18 protein-coding genes and 1 tRNA gene are annotated in these 18,486 nt (G+C 41.2%); 12 read left to right on the plus strand and 7 right to left on the minus strand.

What is annotated here, in order from left to right; translation table 11 throughout:
* Together EXT48_RS01985 and EXT48_RS01990 are read left to right on the plus strand one after the other, a co-directional pair.
* Positions 1-76 (plus strand) — tRNA-Glu (locus EXT48_RS01985).
* A gap of 287 nt (positions 77-363) precedes the next feature.
* The gene (locus tag EXT48_RS01990; protein ID WP_130163432.1) at positions 364-1,953 is read left to right on the plus strand and encodes a PAS domain-containing methyl-accepting chemotaxis protein; all 1,590 of its coding nucleotides are present in this window, start codon (positions 364-366) and stop codon (positions 1,951-1,953) included.
* Between the two features lie 120 nt (positions 1,954-2,073).
* On the opposite strand, the gene folE2 is transcribed toward EXT48_RS01990, so the two are convergent.
* Entirely contained in the window at positions 2,074-2,994 is a 921-nt protein-coding gene (gene folE2, locus EXT48_RS01995) for a GTP cyclohydrolase FolE2 (RefSeq protein WP_039491428.1), read from the minus strand.
* A 321-nt stretch (positions 2,995-3,315) separates the two neighbouring features.
* Here folE2 and arcB point away from each other — a divergent pair, with 321 nt between their 5' ends.
* Entirely contained in the window at positions 3,316-5,637 is a 2,322-nt protein-coding gene (arcB, locus tag EXT48_RS02000; protein ID WP_039491425.1) for an aerobic respiration two-component sensor histidine kinase ArcB, read from the plus strand.
* A 6-nt stretch (positions 5,638-5,643) separates the two neighbouring features.
* On the opposite strand, the gene arcA is transcribed toward arcB, so the two are convergent.
* From arcA to trmB, 5 genes are all read right to left on the minus strand, one after another.
* On the minus strand, positions 5,644-6,363 hold the full coding sequence (arcA, locus tag EXT48_RS02005; protein ID WP_010379411.1) for a two-component system response regulator ArcA: 720 nt from the start codon (positions 6,361-6,363) through the stop codon (positions 5,644-5,646).
* 107 nt (positions 6,364-6,470) lie between these two features.
* Positions 6,471-6,992 carry a YfiR family protein gene (locus EXT48_RS02010; RefSeq protein WP_010379409.1) on the minus strand — a complete coding sequence of 174 codons (522 nt, stop codon included), beginning with the start codon at positions 6,990-6,992 and terminating at the stop codon, positions 6,471-6,473.
* Positions 6,989-8,611, minus strand: coding sequence for a sensor histidine kinase (locus tag EXT48_RS02015; RefSeq protein ID WP_130163433.1), 1,623 nt, complete (start codon positions 8,609-8,611; stop codon positions 6,989-6,991). Before EXT48_RS02015 ends, EXT48_RS02010 begins: the two co-directional genes overlap by 4 nt.
* 164 nt (positions 8,612-8,775) lie before the next feature.
* Positions 8,776-9,804 carry a methyltransferase gene (locus EXT48_RS02020; protein WP_130163434.1) on the minus strand — a complete coding sequence of 343 codons (1,029 nt, stop codon included), beginning with the start codon at positions 9,802-9,804 and terminating at the stop codon, positions 8,776-8,778.
* A gap of 81 nt (positions 9,805-9,885) precedes the next feature.
* Positions 9,886-10,611 carry a tRNA (guanosine(46)-N7)-methyltransferase TrmB gene (gene trmB, locus EXT48_RS02025; RefSeq protein WP_130163435.1) on the minus strand — a complete coding sequence of 242 codons (726 nt, stop codon included), beginning with the start codon at positions 10,609-10,611 and terminating at the stop codon, positions 9,886-9,888.
* Positions 10,612-10,755: 144 nt separating this feature from the next.
* Here trmB and mutY point away from each other — a divergent pair, with 144 nt between their 5' ends.
* Together mutY and EXT48_RS02035 are read left to right on the plus strand one after the other, a co-directional pair.
* Positions 10,756-11,817 (plus strand): A/G-specific adenine glycosylase, encoded by a 1,062-nt coding sequence (mutY, locus tag EXT48_RS02030; protein WP_130163436.1) that lies wholly within the window; start codon positions 10,756-10,758, stop codon positions 11,815-11,817.
* Between the two features lie 65 nt (positions 11,818-11,882).
* On the plus strand, positions 11,883-12,155 hold the full coding sequence (locus EXT48_RS02035) for an oxidative damage protection protein (RefSeq protein WP_010379401.1): 273 nt from the start codon (positions 11,883-11,885) through the stop codon (positions 12,153-12,155).
* Between the two features lie 49 nt (positions 12,156-12,204).
* Here the strand turns inward: EXT48_RS02035 and ispB are convergent, their stop codons facing one another.
* Complete coding sequence (ispB, locus tag EXT48_RS02040) at positions 12,205-13,176, minus strand: octaprenyl diphosphate synthase (protein ID WP_130163437.1); 972 nt, start codon at positions 13,174-13,176, stop codon at positions 12,205-12,207.
* Positions 13,177-13,593: 417 nt separating this feature from the next.
* Between ispB and rplU the strand changes: the two genes are divergently transcribed.
* From rplU to glsB, 7 genes are all read left to right on the plus strand, one after another.
* Positions 13,594-13,905 (plus strand): 50S ribosomal protein L21, encoded by a 312-nt coding sequence (rplU, locus tag EXT48_RS02045; RefSeq protein WP_010374575.1) that lies wholly within the window; start codon positions 13,594-13,596, stop codon positions 13,903-13,905.
* 19 nt (positions 13,906-13,924) lie between these two features.
* Positions 13,925-14,182 (plus strand): 50S ribosomal protein L27, encoded by a 258-nt coding sequence (gene rpmA / locus EXT48_RS02050; RefSeq protein WP_010374578.1) that lies wholly within the window; start codon positions 13,925-13,927, stop codon positions 14,180-14,182.
* Between the two features lie 169 nt (positions 14,183-14,351).
* Complete coding sequence (gene cgtA, locus EXT48_RS02055; RefSeq protein ID WP_010374580.1) at positions 14,352-15,509, plus strand: Obg family GTPase CgtA; 1,158 nt, start codon at positions 14,352-14,354, stop codon at positions 15,507-15,509.
* Positions 15,510-15,888: 379 nt separating this feature from the next.
* Entirely contained in the window at positions 15,889-16,380 is a 492-nt protein-coding gene (folA, locus tag EXT48_RS02060) for a type 3 dihydrofolate reductase (protein WP_069022784.1), read from the plus strand.
* A gap of 79 nt (positions 16,381-16,459) precedes the next feature.
* Entirely contained in the window at positions 16,460-16,831 is a 372-nt protein-coding gene (locus tag EXT48_RS02065; RefSeq protein WP_010374584.1) for a DUF3718 domain-containing protein, read from the plus strand.
* A 229-nt stretch (positions 16,832-17,060) separates the two neighbouring features.
* Positions 17,061-17,417, plus strand: coding sequence for a ribosome-associated translation inhibitor RaiA (gene raiA / locus EXT48_RS02070; RefSeq protein WP_010374586.1), 357 nt, complete (start codon positions 17,061-17,063; stop codon positions 17,415-17,417).
* An 86-nt stretch (positions 17,418-17,503) separates the two neighbouring features.
* Positions 17,504-18,421 carry a glutaminase B gene (gene glsB, locus EXT48_RS02075; protein WP_039491407.1) on the plus strand — a complete coding sequence of 306 codons (918 nt, stop codon included), beginning with the start codon at positions 17,504-17,506 and terminating at the stop codon, positions 18,419-18,421.
* The last annotated feature ends 65 nt before the right edge of the window (positions 18,422-18,486 follow it).

Genomic DNA, 18,486 nt, shown 5'->3' on the forward strand with positions numbered 1-18,486 from the left:
GTCCCCTTCGTCTAGAGGCCTAGGACACCGCCCTTTCACGGCGGTAACAGGGGTTCGAATCCCCTAGGGGACGCCACTTACTTTCCATATTCTATTCCTCATCTTATTGATATTTATATTTACCTTTCTTAGTTGTTTAAGCTCAGAACTCTGCTAGCTTTTATATTAACTTTCTGTTGTTCGTTAAGTATTCATACCAATTTTTCTTAATACTTGATCCTTCAAAATAGAACACTTAATTGTGTAAATTGGTATCAAATCATATTTCACTATGATCTCAATCAGTCTTTCGGTGAAATTTCTTACGATTTTTAAGAAAGTAATAATTTATTATCTATTGCCCTTTTTAATCGAGAGCGAGCTATGACAAAAGGTAGAGCTGATTACACAGGAAAAGAGAATGATTATCCAAGTTCTTACAATCTACTTTCAACGACAAACGTAAAAGGTCAGATAAAGTATGCGAATTCGCAGTTTTGTGAAGTTGCAGGGTTTTCACTTAGTGAGTTAGAGGGGAAGCCCCATAATATCGTTAGGCATCCAACAATGCCTAAAGCCGCTTTCAAGAACCTATGGGATTATATCGAAGCGGGCAAACCTTGGATGGGAATGGTTAAAAACCGCTGCAAGAATGGCGATCACTATTGGGTTAATGCTTTTGTCACTCCTATTAAAGATGCATCTGGTAAGACTGTCGAATATCAATCAGTGAGGACAAAGCCGAGCCGGGAGGTCGTTAACCGTGCAGAGGAAATCTACACTGATTTAAATAATGGTGTGTCACCAAGTAAATTTACTCGTGCCTCTTGGTCTTTGTCAGCTCAAATGATGGCAATAATCATTGTTTTCTATGCCCTAACCATGTTGATCTCAACTTTATCATCACCTTGGAATTACCTCGCTGAAACTCTGCTTACTCTTGCTGTATTATTTATTACTTATTCTCGCCTTGCTCCAGTGCGGTCGCTCAGCGAAAAGGCAAAAAAAGTATACGATAACCCTCTGATGCAAAAAGTGTATCTTAATAAGGTTAATGATGTCGCTTCTATAGAGCTTGCTTTACTCGCTAGAGAATCCGAGCTTCGGGCTGTGCTTGGGCGTGTTAAAGATGCTAGCGCCACCGTTTCAGAGTACGCAACCAAAACGATGCAAGAATGCAAAACGAGTTCTGATATTTTAAATCGACAGCAAGCGCAAACCGACTCCTTAGCGACAGCCATTAATCAGATGTCGGTGTCGATTGGTGAAATCGCCTCTAATACTAACAATGCAGCGCAGCAATCCGAAGCGGCGCTTGAATCCGTTGTGAAAGGCAACAAAGCCGTTGATGACAATATGGAAAATAATTATGCCTTATCGGAAGAGTTATCTCGCACGCAAAAAGATATAGAAGATCTTAATGCGCAAACAGTTAACATCGAAGGGGTTGTTGACGTGATCCGTGGGATCTCCGAGCAAACCAACTTACTTGCTTTAAATGCCGCTATAGAGGCTGCTCGTGCAGGTGAACAAGGTAGAGGATTTGCGGTTGTTGCTGATGAGGTGAGAGCGCTTGCGCAAAGGACACAAGATTCTACAGCCGAGATTAATGGTATTATTGCCGATCTGAGGCAACGAGCAGAACGGGCGGTTACTGCCATTCAAAGTGGAGTAGAGCGCTCCTCTGAATGTGTAGTAAAGGCAGAAGGTACTAAAGTGAGCCTTGAAACGATCAACACAATAGTCAATGAAATATCAGGTTTGAACTATCAAATTGCGACATCGACAGAAGAGATGTCGAGTGTTTCTAATGAGCTTAACGCAAATGCTGTGACAATTTCGGGTCTTGCGGATGAGTCTATGAAAAGTGCGCGTAAAACGCATGAAACGATGAAAAACACAGAGCAGGCTTTAGAAAATCAAGAGGTGCTTGTCGAGCAGTTTATTCGAAAATTAAACAGTGCCCACCGTTGAGTAGATAGCTTAAAGTAATACAGCACTTACCTCGTTGTGTATGGGGGAGATTAATCAGAGCTATCTAGCTCTGATTAATAATAGTAGTAAACGGAGCGGACCTAATACCAATTGCATTAATTAAACACTGTAGCCGTCTTCAACCCCTTTCACGGCATAGGCTACTGCATCATGAGCATGAAGAGATTCGTAATGGTTTATCTTCACATAGAAATCTAAATAAGCTTGCTGATTTAGCAATGCCTTTAACTTTCTAGCTGCATCTTCACAAAACATTAGGTTTTGGCCATTTAGGCGCGCAAACTCTTGTTCATCTTCTCGTTTTACTGCGGCTTGAACGGGGGTTTTCAACTCGTTTTCAACCAACTCGATCAGATCCAAAATCTCAAATTCAGTACTATTATTCGTAAGCTTAACTTTTATATTTGCAATCGAGCGCTGAGAGTGGGGTGTTGCAACGATCCCTTCTGTGCTACCTAGCCAGTTATGCACACTATGGAAATCTAATTGTTTACCATCAAAAGCTTGTTGGAAAGCGTTTTGGATCAGTTGACGAGACAATGCTGCCGAACAGGGGCAAGTCGATGAGTAAGCAACGTCAAGCGCCAGTTCTAGCTTGTAAATACCGTTTATCAACGTCGCATCAAGGGTAATTGGGTATGATTTCCATCCCATTTTTTTACTTAAAAGCGAAGGGCGTCTGATAGGCAATTCAAACTGCAGGGTTACTTTTGCACCTGTACTTAAGTCGCTATGCGTACTTAAAAAGTTATCTAGCAACTGCTTTAGAGTTTTAGGTGTAAGTACTTGCTCACAAGAAAGCGTATCAAGGGCAAGAAAGAGGCGTGACATGTGAATGCCTTTTGCGTCTTCTTTTTGCAAATTAACAAATGCATCGGCTTTGGCTGTAACAGTAACTTGATTTAGGCCTTTGCTTTCTAATACTAAAGGCAGCTCTATGTTACCCATGCCTACCCAGTCTAAAGTTCCTGTTTGTAACGCACTAGCACTGTGTGCAATGTCTGGCATGTTATTTTGCATCGACGCTCTCTTTTCTCACGACTTAAAAAACGGGCATATTACACGAAATCAGATTAAGTTGGGATGGTGAGCTTAAATCTATCCGCACTAAATTAGATGATTTGTGCATTTAGTGATACAGAGTCTCATTTCTGTTATCTATCGTTCTGCTCAGTGTGTATGAAAATGAGTGAATGATCTGGCCCTGCAATTTCTATACTCGCTTATTACTAGGGCTTTTGTATAATATTTACTTTGAGGGCTTGAAAAGCAATTCAGTCAGGCTCAAGCGGTAGAATATAAACTTGCCTGACAAGTGTTTAACAATGGTGAAGTAATAATATGACAGAAAATTCGTTTGGCTCATGGGCTCGAATTTTATCAAACTTGGTAGAAAGATACGGTAACAAGCGGGCGTTTGCCATCGCTTATGCTTTTACGCTCTTCGTTGCAGTTATTCTATCTTGCATGTTTTACTATGTTGCATTAGGTGTAGTTGAAATTGTCGATATATCGGCACTCTTTTTCTTAACCGCTGTCATTGCGCCCGCTCTTATCATGATGTCCGTCGCGGCAATGCGGGAGGTACATTCATCCAAGGCCTACTTGGAGTCGGCAACACAACAAGAAAAGATGCTGAACCAAACGCTGAAGGACAATATTAATCGTTTAAATAGTGAGATTGACGAGCGTAAAATTGCTCTGCATGCTAAACACCGCGCGATAGATGAATTAAGAAAAGAAATTGCAGAACGTAAAAAGACCCAGCAAGAACTTGCACAGCAGGGGATGTTACTGCGAAGCATTGTTGATTCATCTCCTGATCTGTTCTATTACCGCGATGAAAACGGTGTATTCGCAGGCTGTAACAAGATGTTCGAATTAGTGATGGGCAAAAGCAGTGAAGAACTAATTGGTAAATCAGTCGAACAAATATATTCAGAGCAATATCTTCCAAAAGTACTTGAAACAGATAGCCAGGTATCAGAAACACAGCAACCATTAACACTTGACGTAGAGTATCCTGTTGAAGGCGAACCTCGTTGGTTTGAAATGCGCAAGCTGCCATTTATCAATGATAAAGGCGAGTATATAGGCTTGTTGGCCTTTGGTCGTGATATTACTAGTCGTAAAGAAGCCGAGCAGGCGTTAGAAACTGCGTATAAGGATAAAGGTAAGTTTATTGCTACGCTAAGTCATGAATTAAGAACTCCGCTCAATGGTATTGTTGGTCTGACGCGCATGATGTTAGACACAGATCTGACTGCGCAACAAAAAAGCTGGTGTAATACCGTGTTTTCAAGCGCGGAAACGCTTGGCAATATTTTTAACGACATCATTGATTTAGATAAAATTGATAGGGAGCAGCTAGATATAGCAACGGACAGTATCAATGTCTCTGATTTTATAAATGATGTGGTCAACTTTGCAGGTCTAATTGCCGATCAAAAGGGCTTAGAATTTACTATCAATCGTTCTGGAATCTTAGACGTTTATGCGTTACTCGATCCGACACGTCTACGTCAGGTACTTTGGAATCTAATTAATAATGCAGTGAAGTTTACCCACAAGGGTAATGTGACGCTGGAATGCCGCCGTGAGAATCGAGATGATGGGCCTTGGCTGACAATTAGTGTTATAGATACAGGTATGGGAATATCCGAAGATCAGCTTGAGCGGATCTTTGAGATGTATTACAAGGCTCCGGATGCATCGGGCAGCAATGCGATTGGCTCGGGCATTGGCCTTGCGGTTACTAAAGCTTTAGTTCAGGCTATGAAAGGAACGATAGCGGTTACTAGCCAAGAAGGTAAGGGGAGTCGTTTTGATGTTGAGATCCCGTTACAGCTATGTAATGCACCGAAAGAACAAAGTTACGCTGGTAGAAGCTTGTACATTTTACTTGTTGAGGATGTGCCGCTAAACGCTGAGATTGCAACAAATCTATTAGAACAGCGAGGGCATGAAGTTATTTGGGCTGAAACAGGCGAGGATGCTCTCTCGTTTGTTGAAACTGAAGATGACCTAGATCTCATTCTTCTGGATATGCAGCTACCAGATATCAATGGTGATGTTGTTGCGCGTCAAATAAGAGAAGACAGCCACTTTGATCACTTACCAATAGTTGCCTTAACCGCAAACGTCAGAAGCGCCGAGCAAGAGCTTGAGGGGATTAATGTTCAGGGAGCTTTGGCCAAACCAATAAATACTACTAAGCTCGACAAAATGCTCGCTGAGTTATTTGGAATTGAGGCACAGAAAAACAAACAAAGTATCGATATTCGAGAAGCGTTATCACAACCTGAGTACTCCGATTTAGATATAGAGACCATTTGCGACTTTGTTGAGTCTATGGGGGCTGCTGCATTCCAAAGAAGCTGTGACCTATTTACTAAGCTCAGTCCTAAGTACTGTCAAGAGCTCAGAGAGGCTGTTGCACAAAATGATATCGAGGAATATGGTGCGGTTGCACATAAAGTTAAAGGTGCTGCTGGTTCGGTAGGGCTGCAACTTGCCCAATTACAAGCGAAGAAAATGGAATTAGAATCAGAAGGCAAAGAGGAAGAGACACTATTGAATTGGGTTTCTGAGTTAGAGGCAAAAATAGAAGAAGGGCAAGAAGCCCTTCATCCATTAATTGCAAAACTCGCTGAAGATCAGTAAAAACGATTATTGAGCGTCGAGTTTACCAATGAAACGGTAACCTTCACCGTGAATTGTACTAATTAATTCAGGCGTATTGTTATCAGTTTCGAAATGCTTACGAATACGACGAATAGTAACGTCAACAGTACGGTCGTTTGCGCGAAGTTCACGACCAGTCATGTGCTTGATAAGCTGCTCACGGCTAAAAATGCGGCCCGGCGAATCTAGCATTAGACGAAGTGCACGATATTCACCTTTTGGTAGACGCTTTGAATCGCCTGTTGGAGATGTTAAACAGCGACTGTTTTCATCTAACTCCCAACCATTAAAAGTAATAACGCCGTTGCTATCAATTGTTGACTCTTCTGCAGACGTGCCAGTACGAGAGATTAGGTTGCGAGCACGAATCGTTAATTCACGCGGGTTAAATGGTTTTGTGATGTAATCATCAGCACCAATCTCAAGACCAAGAATGCGGTCAACATCATTGTCACGACCTGTTAGGAAAATAAGGCCGATGTTTTTCTTCTGGCGTAATTCACGCGCCAAAATTAAACCATTTTTACCAGGAAGGTTGATATCCATGATTACAAGGTTTACATCATCATTTGATGTCAACTTGTCATGCATGTCATCGCCATCAATGGCTTCGATTACTTTGTAACCTTCCGCTTCAAATAAACTAACGAGGTTCAGTCGAGTTACGTCTTCATCCTCTACAATTAGAATGACTGGCGTTTGCATTATTAATTAACCTTTTCGGAATATATAATTTACAATGTGTCCGGACTTATATAATAAATCCGAATATTTACGATTATAGGAGCTTATCCAATTGTTAACAAGTAAAATCAGTTGGGATGAAACTTGGATACGGCAAGCAGCCTTGAGCGCACGATGAAGTACTGTTTTTCTAGAGCTTGCTTATTTATATACAGTCGAATTTTGCTCCCTTCTTGGACCAAAGAAGCAATCCCGCCTCTTTCTAAAAACTCAATACTTTCGCCCACGGTCAACATGTTTGACTCTATTGTATCGGTCCAAGCGGACAGTATATCATTTTCGCTAGTTTCATCAATGTATGTGATATCGCAAGCGCTGGAAAGTTCCCTATAACTCCACGTTTTTTTTGCTTCTACGAGCTCAATGGGTTTGCCTCGCACATTTAGCTTTGTTGCACTTTTTAGTTCAGCAGCAGGCCCTGATTCAAGTGAATAGAAGCAAAATTGAATACTGGTTTTTGTGTTTTCGTCGGGAAACTCGACGAATTTTGCCATCTGATAGAGAAAAGCAGAGCGAACCTGATCTGGTGATTTTGCAGTTGTATTTAAGGAGACAAATAAAAGCAAAATAACTAGATTAATCAACCTCATTTTAGATTACCCGACAGAGGAAGAGTTATAATAAATTTAGCACCTTGGCTAAATTCTTCATCTAAAGTGATCGAGCCTCCAAGTGCTTGGGTTACTAGGTTATAAACCAAATGCATACCTAGGCCGCTTCCTCCTTCACCTCTACGCGTTGTGACAAACGGATCGAAGATGCGCTTTTTAATTGCTTTGGGTACACCCATTCCGTTGTCTGCATATTCAATAGCAAGTTGTCCCATTGATGGTTTCACAGTAATTGCAATGCTATTGTTTTGTTGATCTTTAAAACCATGGAGTAAGGAGTTGGATATAAGCTGCTCTAATACTTGTTGTAATGGTCCAGCTTTACTTTCGATTGCAAGTCCAGAGTCACAGTCAATAGTCACTTCAGGTTGTTTTGTGGAGAGTTCAGCTCGCATAGATGCTACGACTTCAGTAAGCAGGTTTGACAAATCTATTCGTGAGTTCACTTCTAGATCCTGACTTACTGCAAGGCGCTTAAAGCTAGAAACCAGCTCAGCCGCTCGGTTTAGGTTGCGGTAGATAAGATCAAGATTTTCAATTCCATCGTTAACAAAGCGCTCTAACTGCTTGGAGGTCAGAGACTTTGTTTGAAACGCTTCGCGAATATCGGATAATTTGTCTCTTAACAACGTAGAGCCTGTGATACCCAAACCGATAGGGGTATTTACCTCGTGGGCAACACCTGCCACCATTTGCCCCAGCGAAGCCATTTTCTCGTTCTCGATGATTTGGTTCTGGTATTGATGCATACGCTCTAAAGCGTTCAGCAGTTCTTGGTTAGCCTCTCTCAGCGCAATTGTGCGTTGATTCACTTTTTCTTCCAAGCTCTGGTTGAGCTGTTTTATCTCTTGTTTATCCGCTTTATGACGCTCAAGTTGATTTTCGGTGCGAGCTAACATGATATTTAAGTTATTTGCTAATACGTTTAGTTCAGAAATATTGCTGCCAGGCGCTCTTGCACTGTAATTATGATTTTTTGAAACGTCCTGCAATAGTGCTGAGAGTCCTTCAATTGGCGTCGCTATACGCTTTTGGATCCCCCTTGAAACTAGCAATACGAGGAGGAGTACGAATAAGGTGAGCGCGATATCTACCAAGATTTTTTTATTTATATAGTTTGAGAGCCTTTCTAAGCCACCGCGGACATAAACATAACCTTCAATATTCCCCTCATAAATTACAGGTTTAATCAATTCAATGTAGTCTTCTGAGACCTTCGGGGTTTTTAACTCTTCAATTTGATTAACCTTTAGCGGTACTGGTGGTGTTCGACTGGCGTTGTAACTGGTAAAAAATACAGGACTGTTGGTTACGTCATCCATGGCATAGATATGGATGTTTTTGATGATATCCACTTGTTGAAAAGACTTTAGACGTGCATCTTCAGTTTTTCGATCATCGAATAAAATTGTGATCTGAGAATTGAACGCAACGATGTCGGCTATCATCTCTATTTTATTGATGATCAGTTGTTTTTGCTCTTTTACATCAAGGTAAGTGGAAATAGATATGGATAAAGAGAGGCACAGCGCGGTTACAAGCATCACTGCGCTGATCAATACTTTTCTTATGCTTGTTTTGGTTAATTGCTTACTCATTCTTATTCCAGCTGTATGATCAGCCTTAGCTGCGGCTACAGAGCTTTTGAGATCCAATAACTCATTATAATAAAGTAGAGCAAATCTTTGAAAATGAAAAGATAAAAGGTGGGTTTGAGTTAAGGTTTACTTGATATAAGCAAGTAAACCTTAGAGTTAGTAAACTACTGCGCTTTATAGATGGCGAATTTAGTGTTTTTAGTGACAACTTCAAACTGTTCAAACTGAGCTTCTAAAATAGGAGGGTATTTTAAGAAGCTATTTGCAACTAGCTGAATATTAGACTTGGTATCCATATAACGCTTGATGTTATGTAAAAATTGCTCAGCGATATCATAGTCTGTTGAAAGGCCTGTATGAAATGGTGGATTGCTTAAAATAAGGTTGAATTTACCATTCAATTCACTTAAACCGTCACTAAGTAGCAAAGTTGCACTGAGGTTGTTTAAAGCTAAAGTCTGCTGCGTGGCAAACAGCGCAAGCGCATTGACATCCAAACAGGTAAACTTAAGAGTTGGGCTGTTCAATAAGGCGTAGCAGGCTATAAGTCCAGCACCACAGCCAAAATCTAACACTTTACCTTTATAGGGAAGAGTGACATTTTCTAGCAATAATTGAGTACCAGCGTCGAGCTTCCCATGATTAAATACACCTGGCAAACTTGCGGCAGTAAATTCTGTCTTGGTGATACGCACTGAAAATGTCTGTACATAATGGCTTACGTCAAAGCTTGGGTTAGCAGTAAGCTGATCAAATTCATACAAAATGCAGTGTTTTGCGCTTTCTAATTTATAACAGTGTGCAGCGTGATCTTTAAGTTGCTTTTCTGCACTTTTCACCCCACTTTTGTTTTCGCCAACAACGAGTAACCTAGTTTCAGCTGTGCTCAAGTGACGAATATTATCAAATACCATTTGCGCTTCAGGTTTTGACTTAGGGTAATAATAAATAACTAAATCAATATCTTGCAACTGCGGTAGTTGATGGTCTACATAGCTTTTAACGTCGGCGATTTTATCGGCGTGAAGGTGGTCTGCAAAATCGAAACTAAACGCATGAATTGCCGAACTTGGATTAAGCGCTTTTAATTCACGTAGGAAGCCATCACGCTGATGGTTAATGACCAGAATATTGTTGGCAATAAGCTCTTCTTCATTACGAAGTAGTAATAAACTTGGGTTGGTAAACTGCAACGCTAGCTCCTAGTGAATGTACTCAAATAGATGGACGATGAAGCAGCCTGTTGAGCTGCTTCATTATAGAGAGGGGGTTGTTTAGCTAATACGCTCGAACATTAAGTCCCAAACGCCATGTCCTAAACGATGGCCTCGCTGCTCAAACTTAGTAAGCGGTCTAAAGTCTGGACGAGGAACATAATCATTGCTTTGCGACTGGTTTTTATAACCAGGTGCTGCACTCATCACTTCAAGCATATGCTCGGCATAGTTTTCCCAGTCAGTTGCCATATGGAACACGCCACCTACTTTAAGCTTTTGGCGTATTTTCTCAGCAAATTCAAGTTGTACAATGCGACGTTTGTGGTGACGCTTTTTATGCCATGGATCAGGGAAGAATAGCTGTAATTTAGCAAGGCTGCCATCAGCGATACAATCCGCTAAAATTTCAACTGCATCGTGTTCAAAAACACGTAAGTTAGTGATGCCTTGCTCATCTGCATCCATCAAACAAGCACCTACACCTGGACGGTGTACTTCTATGCCAATAAAGTTTTGTTGTGGGTTATTTTTTGCCATCTCAACGAGAGACTTGCCCATCCCAAATCCAATCTCAAGAACGACTTCATTGCTGTTACCAAATACTTCTGTAAAGTCCAGCAAACTTTGTTGGTGCTCCAGTCCCATTGTTGGCCAGCATTTTTCTAGCGATGCTGCTTGGCCTTTAGTAAGACGTCCTTCACGCTTAACAAAGCTACGCACTTTTCTGATGTACTTGCCTTTTTCCTGCGCCTGTTCGAGCGCACTTTTGCTTGATTCGTTCATGGTCATTTCTATGCTCGTGAAAATGGTCGCACATTATCGTCATTCAGTTGGGAATAAACAAGTATAGAGTGAAATTTTACGTGGTGACTATTAAAGCAATTGTGATTACACTGGCGGCTTTTGTAGCAAGTACTAGTCAAGTTTATGAAAGTTAGCCAGCAACAAGCTAAGTGGTTTGGTGAGCAAGTTGTGTCTTGGTATCACCTTCATGGTAGAAAAACACTGCCGTGGCAACTCGGAAAAACACCGTATAAAGTATGGATTTCTGAGGTGATGTTACAGCAGACTCAAGTAACCACAGTTATTCCTTATTTTGAGCGCTTTATGGCGCGCTTCCCAACAGTAATTGCATTGGCCGATGCACCGGAAGATGAAGTGTTACACCATTGGACTGGGCTTGGTTATTACGCCAGAGCAAGAAATCTTCATAAAGCTGCAAAAGTGATCAGAGATAGCTATAAGGGTGAATTCCCACAAACATTAGAAGCGGTGATGGACTTACCGGGCATTGGTCGCTCTACCGCAGGTGCGATACTCTCTCTTGCGCTTGGTCAGCATCATCCAATACTCGATGGTAATGTTAAGCGAGTCCTAGCTCGGTTTTATATGGTTGAGGGCTGGTACGGAGTAAAAAAGGTCGAAAATCAGTTATGGTCTTTGAGTGATGCCGTCACGCCAAGCGGTGACGTAAGAGCGTTTAATCAGGCTATGATGGATTTAGGTTCAGGCGTATGTACCAGAAGTAAACCAAACTGTGATGTTTGCCCACTTGTTGAGGAATGTTCGGCGTTCAAAAATAATCGGGTTAAAGAGTTTCCAAACCCTAAACCCAAAAAAGAGAAACCAAAAAAGCGTACTCACCACTTAATAATTAAATGTGGTGATAAAGTTTTGATGGAGAAGCGCCGTTCGAGTGGAATATGGGGTGGGTTATTCGGCTTTTTTGAGTTTGCAGAGCAAGATGAGTTAGACGCGTTTATTAAGCAGCAAGAACTTAAACTTGAATGTACAAATACACTTGAACCCTTTGTGCATATTTTTACGCATTTTGAGTTAACTATTACCCCCGTGGTTGTAGAAGTAAAAAGTATGCCAGATTGTGTGCATGATCAGCAATTGCTGTGGTTCGATACTCATAACCCGCCAGAGGTTGGGCTCGCTGCGCCGACTAAAAAGTTGGTTAAAGTATTAACCGCAATAGGGTAAACTGACGCTATCACTGGTGCTGACTCTCATTGAGTGCACGATTAAAATTGAAGAGGTAGATACTCATGGCACGTACGGTATTTTGTCAAAAGTTACAAAAGGAAGCGCCTGGACTGGATTTTCAACTGTATCCAGGAGAAGTTGGTGAACGTATATTTAATAACATCTCCAAAGAAGCTTGGCAGCAATGGCAGCATAAGCAAACTATGCTAATCAACGAAAAGCATCTTAATATGATGGATCCTGAGCACAGGCAAATGCTTGAAGAGCAGATGGTCGGCTTTTTGTTTGAAGATAAAGAAGTCGAAATTGAAGGCTACAGGCCACCAGAAAAATAAAGGTCGCATCAGCGACCTTTTTATAGCTCATAAACTGGCTAGGGGACGATTAATACTCTCTATCCACAGAAAGCTTGGCAAGTCCTATCAGTGCTTCTTTATGCACTGAGTCAGGTAAAACGCTCAATTGTGCAATCGCTTTTTGGGCTTCTTCTTGGGCTTTAGCCATCGTGAAGTCAAGTGCTTTGGTCTCGGCTAGTGTTGCTAAAATATCTTCAAGATAATCAAGTCCATTACCACTTTCTATTGCTGTTCTGATCTGAGCTGTTTGCTGAGCATTTGCATGCTGCATTGCATAAATAAGCGGAAGCGTAGGTTTACCCTCGGCGAGATCATCACCAATATTCTTACCCAGCAATTCTGCGTTAGCACTGTAGTCAAGAATATCGTCTACAAGTTGGAAGGCTGTGCCTAAATGCATACCGTAAAGCTTAAGCGCAGTTTTAATTTCGTCTGATTGCTCAAGCACTACAGCGGGTAGTAAAGTTGCAGCTTCAAAAAGCTTTGCCGTTTTGCTGTAGATAACCTGCATATAACTCTTTTCAGTTGTATCTGGGTCATTACAGTTCATTAGCTGTAACACTTCGCCCTCAGCGATAATATTGGTTGCATCCGCTAGGATCTGCATGACTTCCATATTACCAAGACCAACCATCAACTGGAATGAACGAGTGTAGATAAAGTCACCGACTAATACGCTTGCCGCATTTCCAAATTCAGCATTTGCAGTCGGTTCTCCACGGCGCAGTAATGACTCATCAACCACGTCATCGTGGAGTAAGGTTGCTGTGTGAATAAACTCTACAATTGTCGCTAGTGTGATGTGTTTATCACCTTCGTAACCTAATGCTCGTGCAGCCAAAAGGGCTAACATTGGGCGGATGCGTTTTCCTCCGCTATTTACAATGTATAAACCTAGCTGTTTTACAAGTGCAACATCAGATTGCATTTGTTGATGTATAAGTTGGTTGACGTCAAGCATATCTTGCTCAACCAAATTTTGGATAGTTTTTATATCCATTGCGCTCCGAGCCAATCTATTAACCGAAAATGAATAAACTCGGCGATTGTACTACAAAAAAATCATCGACTCGATAAATTGTCGTAGTTGCTTATAAAAAAACGTTTTTATGCTTACTTTTTGTGCTTTTGATGGTCGCGTAATGGGTGAAATAGGTACAGTAAAATCTCATTTGGTACTGTATTAGGTAAACTATGGATTCGCCTTTTGTCTGATAAATTGAGAGAAAAAAGAGCTTGGCTTTGACATTTTTTTGACTAGAATAGGGGAAAATATTTGATTGCCCTCATACGAGCTAAATTTTATTCACTTTCTTCAAATTTACTCTTGCGCCAAGATACGCATTAGCGTAAACTTCGCGCCCTATTGAAGAATATTAAGTTGCGTCGATTTGAGGGCGCACAGACGGAGTTAATTATGTACGCGGTTTTCCAAAGTGGTGGTAAACAGCACCGTGTGACTGAAGGTCAAACAATTCGTTTAGAAAAGCTAAACGTTGAAACTGGTGCAGCAGTTGAATTTGATTCAGTACTTCTAATTGCTGATGGTGAAAAGATCGAGATCGGTGCACCGTTTGTTAACGGTGGTAAAATTACAGCTGAAGTTGTATCTCACGGTCGTGGCGAGAAGATTAAGATTGTTAAATTTAGACGTCGTAAGCATTCTCGTAAGCAGATGGGCCACCGTCAGTGGTTCACTGAAGTTAAAATCACTGGCATTAGCGCTTAATTTTTAGAGGTACAGAAAGATGGCACATAAGAAGGCAGCTGGTAGTACTCGTAACGGTCGCGATTCAGAAAGTAAACGCTTAGGTGTTAAACGTTTTGGTGGCGAATCAGTTCTAGCGGGTAGCATCATCGTTCGTCAACGTGGTACTAAGTTCCACGCTGGTTCTAACGCAGGTATCGGTAAAGACCACACAATCTTCGCAAAAGCAGACGGTAAAGTTGTTTTTGAGCAGAAAGGTCCTTTAAACCGTAAGTACGTTAGCATCGTTGCTGAGTAATCGGTATTAAATACTAAAAAACCCCGCTTAGGCGGGGTTTTTTGTTTTCAGCACATCAATTACCAAATTAGCTATATCAAGGCGTATTAATACAATTGGTATTAGGAGCGATTTGTCGCTGCTGCTATAATGGTGTAGTGAATTCAGACAGAGTTAAAGAGTTTAAACCATGAAGTTTGTCGATGAAGTAGAGATTAGAGCGGAAGCCGGAGATGGGGGCAGTGGTGTCGTTTCATTCCGCCGCGAAAAGTTTGTGCCAGATGGTGGCCCAGACGGTGGTGATGGTGGCGATGGCGGTAGTGTATTCCTGCAGGCTGATGAAAATTTAAATACGCTTATCGACTATCAGTTTGAACGCTTTCACAGGGCTGAGCGTGGTACCAATGGTCAAGGCCGTAATTGTACTGGTAAAAAAGGTCAGGACTTAGTACTTAAGGTACCAGTTGGTACAAGAGTTACAGATGTCGATACTGAAGAGTGTTTAGGCGATTTGACCAAAAATGGACAAAAGCTGATTGTAGCGAAAGGTGGGTATCATGGTCTTGGTAATACGCGTTTTAAGTCAAGTACTAATCGCGCACCAAGACAGAAAACGCTGGGTACTCAAGGTGAAGTTCGTAACCTTCGCTTAGAATTAATGCTGCTTGCAGACGTCGGTTTGTTAGGTCTGCCAAATGCTGGTAAATCTACGTTTATCCGTAGTGTATCTGCAGCCAAGCCAAAAGTCGCTGACTATCCATTTACCACGCTAGTACCTAATTTAGGTGTTGTGAGACCTGAAGCGAGCAAGTCATTTGTAATTGCTGATATCCCAGGCCTAATTGAAGGTGCTGCGGACGGCGCAGGTCTTGGCATTCGTTTCTTAAAGCACTTAGAGCGCTGTCGGGTGTTATTACACATTATTGATGTGATGCCGGTTGACGGTAGTGATCCTGTCGAGAATGGCTTCGCTATTATTAACGAACTGCACCAATACAGTCCTAAATTAGCGGAAAAGCCTCGCTGGTTAGTGCTAAATAAAGTGGATTTATTACTTGAAGAAGAAAGAGAAGAAGTATGCGCCCGTATTGCTGAAGAGCTAGACGCAGAAAACTTTTATATGATCTCTGCTGCAAACAAGTTAAATACGCAACCTTTGTGCTTTGATATCATGAACCTTCTTGAAAGCATGCCAAAAGATAAATTCGAAGAAGAGCAGCAAGAAGAAGTTGAATTTAAGTGGGACACATACCACAGACACGCAACTAAAAATGATAAGAGCGACGATGATGACTGGGATGATTGGGATGACGACGACTACGATGTTGAAGTTATTTACGAGCGTTAAGTTACATTGAATTTATTCTAAGAGGCCCATATATGGGCCTTTTTTATACCTATTTGAACAGTATATTACTTCAACTCAGTATTCTCGCCGCAATTCTGTTGAAGGTGATATACTAATCAACCTGAACTCGGGATAACAACTTGTTCTCTAGCAGCTGTTATCCCCTACTACTGCGTTAAATTTGTTTGCAATAGGCTAGCTATTGACGCACAAATTTGCCTTGTATTAAGAAATAACTTCTGGCTAGAGTGATACTACGCTTTTGAGCTTAGTGATTTTAGTGGATTAACTTACTTCTTATCCCGAGTTCAGGTTAATCAAACATCTTGCATGCTAATTGTGTGTATAAACTAATACTAAAATACTATAAAGGTGCGTTGTGGTAATTTCAATGATAGCTGCGATGGCAAATAACCGTATTATCGGAAAAGATAACGATATGCCGTGGCACTTGCCTGCAGATCTTCAACATTTCAAAAAGGTTACGCTAGGTAAACCTGTGATTATGGGCCGAAAGACATTTGAGTCTATTGGTAGGCCTCTTCCTGGTCGTAGAAACATAGTGATATCCAGAAATCTTGACTATACTCAAGAAGGTATTGAAGTCCTTGCTTCACCTGAAGCCGCACTTAGTGCTGTTAGGGGTTGTGACGAAATTATGATAATTGGTGGTGGTCATATATATGACATATTTCTGCCTTATGCTCAGCGGCTCTATTTGACCTTCATCGATTTAGAGGTTGAAGGAGATACTCAATTTCCGGACTACGAGCAAGTTGCTGAGTGGGAAGTGCTTGAAACTGAGTGTAACGAACCTGATGAAAGAAATAACCATAGTTATAAATTCGTAACTCTGAACAAAAAACTATGAGTTTCTTGCTAACAATTGTTTAGGTTGCTAAAATATAGCCAGTTATATGCTACGAATAAAGTATTAAAGGGTCTGTGTAATGAAATTAACTACCGTGCTACTGTCAGCTTCTATCGCTGTTGCAGCTTTTTCTTTCAGCAAACCAGTAAGTGCAAACGATCAGTTGGCGCTTTCTATATGTGAATATATCGCAGCGGACGATAAAAATCGCATTCGTAACGCTTTGAAAACATCACGCCTGAAAATGCGTAATGTTTACGACGCAATCCAGTGCAACGGTAATAACTTACTTAGACATGCTATTGCTAGCAATGCTGTCGATTCGGGCGAGTACATTATTAAAAGTATTCCAAAAAGCGCGCTAGAAGATGGTAAAGATTTAGCATGGGCTGAATCAAATCACGGTGGTTCAGCATTGATTGCTGTCATCAAAGAGCGTGCAGGCCTTTAATTGTAAAGTTTACGCAATATGAAAAGAGCCCTTGCTAGGGCTTTTTTTATGCCTGAGTTCTAATAAACATACATTTGAGATCAAAGGCCTCACTAATTCTCCTTATTTATTTTTTGATTAGAATCAGCTTCCTTCCAATTTTTGTAATAAATTTCTGCTAAGGCTCTTGAGAAATCGAGCAATCGTGCCAATACTATTGTTAAGGGTAAACGCAAAAGAAGGATTGCATATGAAGATTAATTTATCTGGCCATCACGTAGATGTAACCGATGCTGTTAAAAACCACGTTCATGAAAAGTTTGCCAAGATCGCTAACCATTTTCCGTCGTTGTTATCCCTAGACATCATCGTCAGCAAAGAACACAAACAATTTTACACGGAGATAAGTACAAACTACGCAGGTAGCCGAATATCAGTAAAAGGTGAAGACGAAGTGATGTATCCTGCTATTGCTAAAGCGTCTAAAAAGCTTGATGCAGCTTTGAAGCACCGAAAAGGTCAGTTAAAAGCCAATAAACATCAGAAGCCGGTGAGTACAACGCCACCTATTGCGCACGAGATTATTCAAGAAATGGAACTGAAATAACCTTAGTTTCAGATAAACATCAGGCCCTACGGGGCCTTTTTTGATACACTTCCCAAATCATCCTAGCTAGCCTTAATTACGAGCATATGCCAAATTACCAAGAAATTTTAGAGCAGGCTGCACAGCGAGTTCAACCGTTGTTACGCCAAGGCAAAGTTGCTAACTATATTCCCGCTTTAGCTGAGCAGCCGTTAGAACAATTTTCTGTTTCACTGCACACGGTAGATGGCGAAACATTTAGTGCTGGAGATACTGAAGCCAGATTTACAATTCAATCAGTATCCAAAGTAATGACATTGACGCTAGCACTGCAGCGCTATGGTGACGAGCTGTGGAGTCGGGTAGGGAAAGAGCCTTCGGGTACTGCTTTTAACTCCTTAACTCAGCTTGAGTTCGAAAATGGTATTCCAAGAAATCCCTTTATAAATGCAGGTGCCATTGTAACTTGTGATGCGCTGTACTCTCGTTTATCTGCTCCAATTCATACCATGCTAGAAAGCTACAGAGCGATGTCTGGTAACGACAAGCTGTGTATTAATAAGATTGTGGCGCAGTCTGAGTATGATCACAGGTATAGAAATGCAGCGATGGCTTATTTGATGAAGTCATTTGGCAATTTTAATAATGAAGTCGAGGATGTGTTGTGGTCTTATTTCAATTTTTGTGCAATTGAAATGAATACCACTGAGTTGGCGAAGTCATTTTCCTATCTGTCTAGTCAGGGTTACTGCAACTTATCAAAACAGCGGATACTAACCAAAAAACAAACCAAGCAAATGAACTCGCTGTTGTTTACGAGTGGTCTTTACGATGCAGCAGGTGACTTTGGTTATCGAGTAGGAATGCCTGGCAAGTCGGGCGTCGGGGGAGCAATAATCGCTATTGTGCCGAATCGTTTTACAATTTCGGTCTGGTCGCCTGGGCTTGATAAAGTTGGTAACTCTTTGGCTGGGATCGCGGCATTAGAATATCTATCCAATGAACTTGGTACTGCTATTTTTTGATGCCAAGTTATATACAAACTAGATGATATAAAAATAGCGACCGTAGTCGCTATTTTTACCAATCC

Origin of the sequence: Pseudoalteromonas sp. CO348 (genome assembly GCF_004208845.1) — a bacterium.
Classification (GTDB): domain Bacteria; phylum Pseudomonadota; class Gammaproteobacteria; order Enterobacterales; family Alteromonadaceae; genus Pseudoalteromonas; species Pseudoalteromonas maricaloris.

Coding starts and splice junctions, on each gene's coding strand:
- EXT48_RS01990 (WP_130163432.1), top strand. CDS start 364: ATGACAAAAGGTAGAGCTGATTACACAGGAAAAGAGAATGATTATCCA.
- folE2 (WP_039491428.1), bottom strand. CDS start 2,994: ATGCAAAATAACATGCCAGACATTGCACACAGTGCTAGTGCGTTACAA.
- arcB (WP_039491425.1), top strand. CDS start 3,316: ATGACAGAAAATTCGTTTGGCTCATGGGCTCGAATTTTATCAAACTTG.
- arcA (WP_010379411.1), bottom strand. CDS start 6,363: ATGCAAACGCCAGTCATTCTAATTGTAGAGGATGAAGACGTAACTCGA.
- EXT48_RS02010 (WP_010379409.1), bottom strand. CDS start 6,992: ATGAGGTTGATTAATCTAGTTATTTTGCTTTTATTTGTCTCCTTAAAT.
- EXT48_RS02015 (WP_130163433.1), bottom strand. CDS start 8,611: ATGAGTAAGCAATTAACCAAAACAAGCATAAGAAAAGTATTGATCAGC.
- trmB (WP_130163435.1), bottom strand. CDS start 10,611: ATGAACGAATCAAGCAAAAGTGCGCTCGAACAGGCGCAGGAAAAAGGC.
- mutY (WP_130163436.1), top strand. CDS start 10,756: ATGAAAGTTAGCCAGCAACAAGCTAAGTGGTTTGGTGAGCAAGTTGTG.
- EXT48_RS02035 (WP_010379401.1), top strand. CDS start 11,883: ATGGCACGTACGGTATTTTGTCAAAAGTTACAAAAGGAAGCGCCTGGA.
- ispB (WP_130163437.1), bottom strand. CDS start 13,176: ATGGATATAAAAACTATCCAAAATTTGGTTGAGCAAGATATGCTTGAC.
- rplU (WP_010374575.1), top strand. CDS start 13,594: ATGTACGCGGTTTTCCAAAGTGGTGGTAAACAGCACCGTGTGACTGAA.
- rpmA (WP_010374578.1), top strand. CDS start 13,925: ATGGCACATAAGAAGGCAGCTGGTAGTACTCGTAACGGTCGCGATTCA.
- cgtA (WP_010374580.1), top strand. CDS start 14,352: ATGAAGTTTGTCGATGAAGTAGAGATTAGAGCGGAAGCCGGAGATGGG.
- EXT48_RS02065 (WP_010374584.1), top strand. CDS start 16,460: ATGAAATTAACTACCGTGCTACTGTCAGCTTCTATCGCTGTTGCAGCT.
- raiA (WP_010374586.1), top strand. CDS start 17,061: ATGAAGATTAATTTATCTGGCCATCACGTAGATGTAACCGATGCTGTT.
- glsB (WP_039491407.1), top strand. CDS start 17,504: ATGCCAAATTACCAAGAAATTTTAGAGCAGGCTGCACAGCGAGTTCAA.